This is a genomic window from Burkholderia sp. KCJ3K979 (genome assembly GCF_016759955.1).
GTDB lineage: Bacteria > Pseudomonadota > Gammaproteobacteria > Burkholderiales > Burkholderiaceae > Burkholderia > Burkholderia orbicola.
The window spans coordinates 1-6,058 of the sequence record NZ_JACFYV010000311.1 but is presented as its reverse complement, the minus strand read 5'-3'; the positions used below and the strand labels follow the sequence as shown (position 1 = coordinate 6,058).

The 6,058-nt window shown below is 56.4% G+C and carries 4 protein-coding genes; 2 read left to right on the top strand and 2 right to left on the bottom strand.

The window, feature by feature from the left end; all coding sequences use genetic code 11:
* Window positions 1-105: 105 nt before the first annotated feature.
* A complete protein-coding gene (locus H3O04_RS33365) occupies window positions 106-306 on the bottom strand; it encodes a hypothetical protein (RefSeq protein ID WP_237666522.1) in 201 nt (66 codons plus the stop codon).
* Window positions 307-466: 160 nt separating this feature from the next.
* Between H3O04_RS33365 and H3O04_RS33360 the strand changes: the two genes are divergently transcribed.
* Complete coding sequence (locus tag H3O04_RS33360; protein ID WP_202589314.1) at window positions 467-1,084, top strand: 3'-5' exonuclease; 618 nt, start codon at window positions 467-469, stop codon at window positions 1,082-1,084.
* 493 nt (window positions 1,085-1,577) lie between these two features.
* Here H3O04_RS33360 and H3O04_RS33355 read toward each other — a convergent pair whose 3' ends face one another.
* A complete protein-coding gene (locus H3O04_RS33355) occupies window positions 1,578-4,322 on the bottom strand; it encodes a hypothetical protein (RefSeq protein WP_202589313.1) in 2,745 nt (914 codons plus the stop codon).
* A gap of 836 nt (window positions 4,323-5,158) precedes the next feature.
* Here H3O04_RS33355 and H3O04_RS33350 point away from each other — a divergent pair.
* A complete protein-coding gene (locus tag H3O04_RS33350) occupies window positions 5,159-6,001 on the top strand; it encodes a hypothetical protein (protein WP_202589312.1) in 843 nt (280 codons plus the stop codon).
* Window positions 6,002-6,058: the final 57 nt, after the last annotated feature.

Below are 6,058 nucleotides of genomic sequence, written 5' to 3'. Positions count from 1 at the left end.
AGTCGGGCATTCTTATGGGTGTTCATCCGGCTGGGTTCCTGGAAGGTTGGGTGTTTGGCGACTTCCAGTCTCCCAGACTCAGTCCGGATGAACCATCGATACAACCTATTGAAGCTTCACACCTAGCGAGCCCAGCGTGATGTGCAGACGCTCGGTGTCCACCGGGCTGTCCTTCTCCTGCTGCAAGCTTTTGGCGACACCGGCAATGCGCGCGGCCGTGGCCGTATCCGGCATCACGGCGAAAAAGAAGCGGTGCACGGGAACCGGCGGCGGCGCATCGAATCCGGGTAGCGTCAGTTGAGTCACGGCAGCATGTCCGACTGGCGTGGAGCGAAATTTCATTATCGTCAATCGGTAGCCTGCTCGCTCGCCGCTCACCGCTAGACGAATCCGCCGTTCACACGCCTGAAGATGCTACCCTCTCGGCCAAACTCGACACCCTCTGATGACGCCCCCGAATTCAACCATGCAAACCGTCGCGGTACTGGACTTCGAAACAACCGGCCTGTCGCCGAATCTGGGCGACCGTGCAACCGAAATTGCCGTCATCCTGCTGCGCGACGGGCAGGTCGTCGACCGTTTCCAGAGCTTGATGAATGCCGGCCGACGCATCCCGTCCGATGTCGTTGCGCTCACCGGCATCACGAACGACATGATCGCGACGGCGCCGCCTGTGTCCGAAGTCATGAAGGAAGCGGTGGCGTTCGTCGGAAAACATGCGGTCGTCGCCCACAACGCCGGTTTCGACAAACGCTTCTGGCAGTCGGAACTCGGGATGCTCGGCATGTCGGCCGACCATGCGTTTGCGTGCACGATGCTGGTGGCGAGACGAATCTACCCGGACGCGCGGAGTCACCGCCTGTCGAGCCTCGCCGAGATGCTGCGGCTGCCGCAAACGGGTCGTGCGCACCGCGCGATGGTCGATGCGGAGATGGCCGGCCATCTGTGGTGCCGGTTGCAGCAGGATATTTCGCGGACTTACGGGCTGGATCGGATCGATCACGCGTTGATGTCGCGGGTTCAGGTGACGACCAAGGCGAAAGTGCCGATGTATTTGCGGTCGCTCGGGCGGGGGCATGCGTGACGCATCCCGTCCAGGGACGACAATACGGCGCTGCCTGACCAACCGCACGCGTTAACGCAAAACGGCCTGGCAATTGCCAGGCCGCTTCTTGTCCCGCGTGAGCCGGGGCAGCACGCCACCGAACCGGCAATCCGCTTGCGAACTATCGCGACATCGACCGATGCGCGACGACACGAGCGGAATCGAACGCCGATTCAGCCGGCATACTCACTCCCACTCGATTGTCAATCGGCGATTGGAGTCCTTGTGCCGACGGGCTTTGCGGCCGACCAGATAACCACGATACCGCCAGAGGTACCGAGAAAATTAACCGGTAGTTGTCGGGTTCAAACAGACCAACCCGGAGAATTCAATATGCGCATTCGTCGGCAGACTTGGAAATTGCCTCCCTCCGAACGCGATTCTCTGGAGATACCGGCACCGGTACCGTCAGCCACATTCCATCGCGATCCGGGGGAAGCTTGAGGAAACCAAACTGCCGATCCACCTTCGATCAGACCGACCCGTGGCAGTCATGGTGTCCTTGATCATATTGGGAAAGACGCCTTTCCAATGTCGCCCGATATTTCCCGTCAGATGTTTTCTCTATCGCGGCGAGAATGTCGTCACGCGCGGACAGATCGCCTTGACGCACTCGAACCTCGAAACGCTGGGCGAGGAACGCTGAAAAATAGGTATTCTGGAATCGCTCCTTTTCCGCGTGCAGCTTCTCCAGTGCGAGGTCAATTTCCGTCCGGGCGCGAGCGATATCGCCACCATCAAGGCAGGCCTTCGACATCCAATAAGACACGAAGGGCCCCTTGTTCTCGATCGTATCTAGTACCCCTATTGCTTTCCCCGGCTGGCCTGCTTCTACTAGACATTGTCCATACTTCTGTGACTGAAAATCGTCGCGCTCCGTCATCTCGTCAAACAGCCGCAGCGCGTTTTCGGTCAATTGGCGTACCTCGTCAGGCATGACTCTAGCGGCAAGTTGATGCAGTTCAGCCTGGATGAATTTACTTCTGTCCAGAACAAGCTGACTGCTGGGCAGCTTTCTCCATACCCTCTTGAACCTCTCTGGGTCATTCCAGCTCCAGCTCCGGCCAACCGCCGACGCGACCTGGAGAACCTGTTCCAGTCCCGCATCGGCGGCGAGGAGCAGTTCCCGCTCCACCGTGTCCGCATATGCCTTGATAAGACGCTCGCGCTCATCGCCTGACGGCACAGCCTCAAGAGCAGCAAGAGTCACTGAATATGACACTTCGCCTTGTTGCTGCGCAGCTTTCAAAATAATTTCGGCCTGCTCAACCGCTTCGCGATGACGTTTCTGCCTTGAAAAAATCCTGACAAGTTGGAGACGTGACTCGTACAGCGGAAACGCACTTGCCAATACCTGTTCGAACAGGAGCCTCGCCTCATCCAGCTTTTCGAGCACGACCAGAGCCTTTGCGTGATGGTGAATTATTTCAATTTTCTGGCGCGGAGGAACGCCCTGAAGCTGTTGCAAACGTTCGAATAAAGGAAGTCGCGCACGAAGGGTGGCACGTGCATTCTCCAAACCACGATGCGCCTTATCTGAACGGTACATGCATTCGATTGCTTCGAGTACAACAGCAATGGCGACCGCCGACACCGGAATCTTACCCTGTTCGAGAGCCTGCACCGTCTGCGCTGGATCACCCAGCAATGCCCGATCCAGATCAGTTTCGTTCCATACCTGCAGGAGCGCGTACAGATAAACGGGGCGCTTATCACCTGCAGTGCATAGTGCCTTGAGCTTAGGATTCAACGCGATTCCGGCCGCCCGAAGGGTCACGCCGGAAGACTCAAATTCGCCGACGAGATAGCGCTCGAGTTCGTCATTCAGCCTGCTCAGCTCTTCTTCGTCGAACCACTTCTCCTGTCGCATCGACGCCAAGACAATGTCATGGATCCGAACAGCCAGCGCTCGATCCGCGGTAGTGAGCGAATGCGCCTCCAGTTTTCGTACCCCAACCGGTCCGATTACCGATTTTAGGAATCCGCGGTCGGCAACCGTCGAGTCGAGCCAGACGAATATGCCAAGCTCTCGCCGAAGACTAGTTCGTAACCTTCCAAGAAGACGATCCGCGAGCCTCTGCATCTGGTCGTCTTCCAGTTCACCCACGAAGGCGCAATCGGACCCGATATCCTCCCACGTCGCCCCACCTCTTACTGCTGCATTCATGAGTGCGAGTGTCAGCGGATGTCCGCCAACCGTCTTCCAGACACGCTCCCATACCGCAGCCGGGGAAACAGATGGCAGATCCCGTTCCAGCACCTCACGCGCCAGATCTGCACGCATCAGCGGAAGCGAGAGGGAAGCACCCGCACTGGAGCGCTGCGTGATGATTACGCGAGATTCCTCACTGCAAATCGCTTCAAGCTCGGCGATATCAAATACCGCCTCCGCATCGTCGATAACTACTAGGCTTTTGCGGGTCGATAGCAGTCCGGCTACGTTGTATTGATCTCCCCTCCGGCCCAGCCTCGCCGCCCGCAACCCGGAGACATCTTGCACCTCCGATCCCTGCAGCCAGATAACGATTTCAAACTGCTTCCTGCTTCTGGATGCATATGCAGCTGCAGCTTCCGATTTCCCGCTTCCGCCTATACCGCTTATTACCAGGCACTTGTGAGTCTCTAACCAGTCGGAGATTGCAGTATCCACGTCGGCGCGTGCCAAATACCTAGGATCCTGCGTTGGCGCAAGCATGTTGGCCGAATGCTCCGCGCAAATGCGTTTTAGCTCGGGAAGAAACTCTGCAAGCTCATCAATCGCCAGATCGTTAGCCAGCATCTCGTCAGCGATTTCTTCGGCGATTCGTCTCTGGTCGTAAACGTGAATGGTCCGATATGCGAAGCCGGGCCAATCAGCTACCCTATTCTTGAACTCCCGGATGTCCGAAGTCGACGCAGAAGCAGAGGCGACGAGATAAATATCCTCCACACCACCATGCAATCGAACCGCGTGAAGCAGATCGTTAACCGGCTTATCGAGACGTCCGCTGAAGTAGTCCTTTGTCGCCGAGTATTCGGCGACAGTCTTGCCTGTGTCCGAAAACGAATCGACGGTATATCCGACGGGATGACCGTCTTCGTTAAGACCACGATGTACAAGCTTTTCCTTGACAACGAAGTCCATGAAGCGTTGACCGAACGCCTCGAATCGTGGACCGACATGGGAAATTGCATTCATCAACCTCTCGACAAAAGATCTCTTCAGTTCGCTGTTCATGATCGACGGGTGGTAGCTGTTTATCGAGATACTGAAATGGCCGTCCGGCATCCGGTGGATCAGCCATCCTTATTCGACATCATTCTAATGGCACAACTGCGGTAAGCCATCATGATAGCCCTGGCATCGAGTCATGCCTGACTCTTGCGATGCCTGTCGCACCGGCGTATTGCAACCGGTATGAGCGAAAGACTGTCTGTCAATCGTAATTGCGCCGACGAGTCAGGTATTTCGTTATATTGCGGATCAACATACAGTCAGTACATGCATCGCCAGACCCCGGCCGAAAGTGACATAGGCATGTTCAACCCATCGAACAAGGCGCTTGTCGGCAAGCTGCGGAATTGCATTGCTGGCGCCGGTTCCGTCCTTGCTGGCGGTTCACCCCGATCGGGCGCCTTACGCAGTAATCACTTGGAGGGAGATCAGGCACACTGGCTAACCCAATCACCATTGCAATCTCATCCGGTATCATTGCCGCTACGGGGAACGACAACATCCGGTACGTGTATCAGGCTGACCTGAGACCGAGCGGTACGCCATGGAAAGTCCCTTGCCGCCCCGAAGAAGACGAAGCGACCTGCATTGCTAGTGCCACTCTGCCCTCGATTGTTCGGCCTAGTTGAACAGAGCTAGTGCGACCGGCCCGATCCGCGCGAACACACGACACTGGTGGTGCCGATCGTCGCAGCGGCACGCTCAGGCAAGCTCGAGGCCGTTGCTCTGCCAGCGAGCTCGAGGTCACCATACCACCTCGATGCGTTGGTGGACCTGTCATTGACCAACGACGACATGCTGCTTGAGCTGAAACAGGTCGGAGGAGAAAAGCGAAAACCATGAGCATCCATACGGCGGGTTGGGCAGCAATCGCCTCGAGCATCACGACCATTGTCAGTATCGGCGCGACCATCTGGTTCGCAAGTCGTAATCGCGGCTTGGTAATCGAGCAAGCCGCCAATCAAGCAAAGCAAGCAACCGCCACGCTCAACGTTCAGAAAACGACCACAGCACGTACTGCAGCCACGTTCATCGCTGAAAAGCGTCAAAAGTGGATCGACGATCTTCGTGATGACGTGTCGCAATACATGGCACTAAGCTTGGAACTAACTGAAGCATATAAACGCACTTTTTCCAGACTCGGCAGCAGATGGGACAGGTTTCCGCCACAGACTCAAGACGCTCTCGACGAGTTTGACGACGAAATGATGCAATTTCAAACTTCTATCGCAGACCGCAACAGCCACCACTATCAGCTCCTGACGCGAATTCTGCTACGCGTGAATCACAACGAGCTGGCACACAAGGGGCTGATTACGTCTCTTTCCAAGGTTCGCAGCCTGTTGGGTGACGTCGCCATCAATGCGGCTCGTCAGGTTTATGGCAATCAAGAGCAATACGCGGACATAGAGCATCAACTACAGTTTGCTCAAGGTTACGCGAAGGCGATTTTTCATGAAGAGTGGCGGAAGTTAAAGCGTGAGGTGGCCGACCCAGGGCAGACGATGGACATCATCCTCGCTACAAGGGCGCCAGACGACGCCGCCGTGAAGGCTTTAGTGGATGCGAGTGCAGCTAGCGTTCCCTCGTTCTTTTCCAATGAACATATTCTGCCCAAGAGCTTCGCTACCATTGTTTCCACGAGTGCAAGCGAGAACAAGCCTACATCTGAGCTTGCATGAGCAATGGCGAGGTTCGGAGCGGAAATGGCCTGTTGAACTGCCGATGCCTGCGGCGGG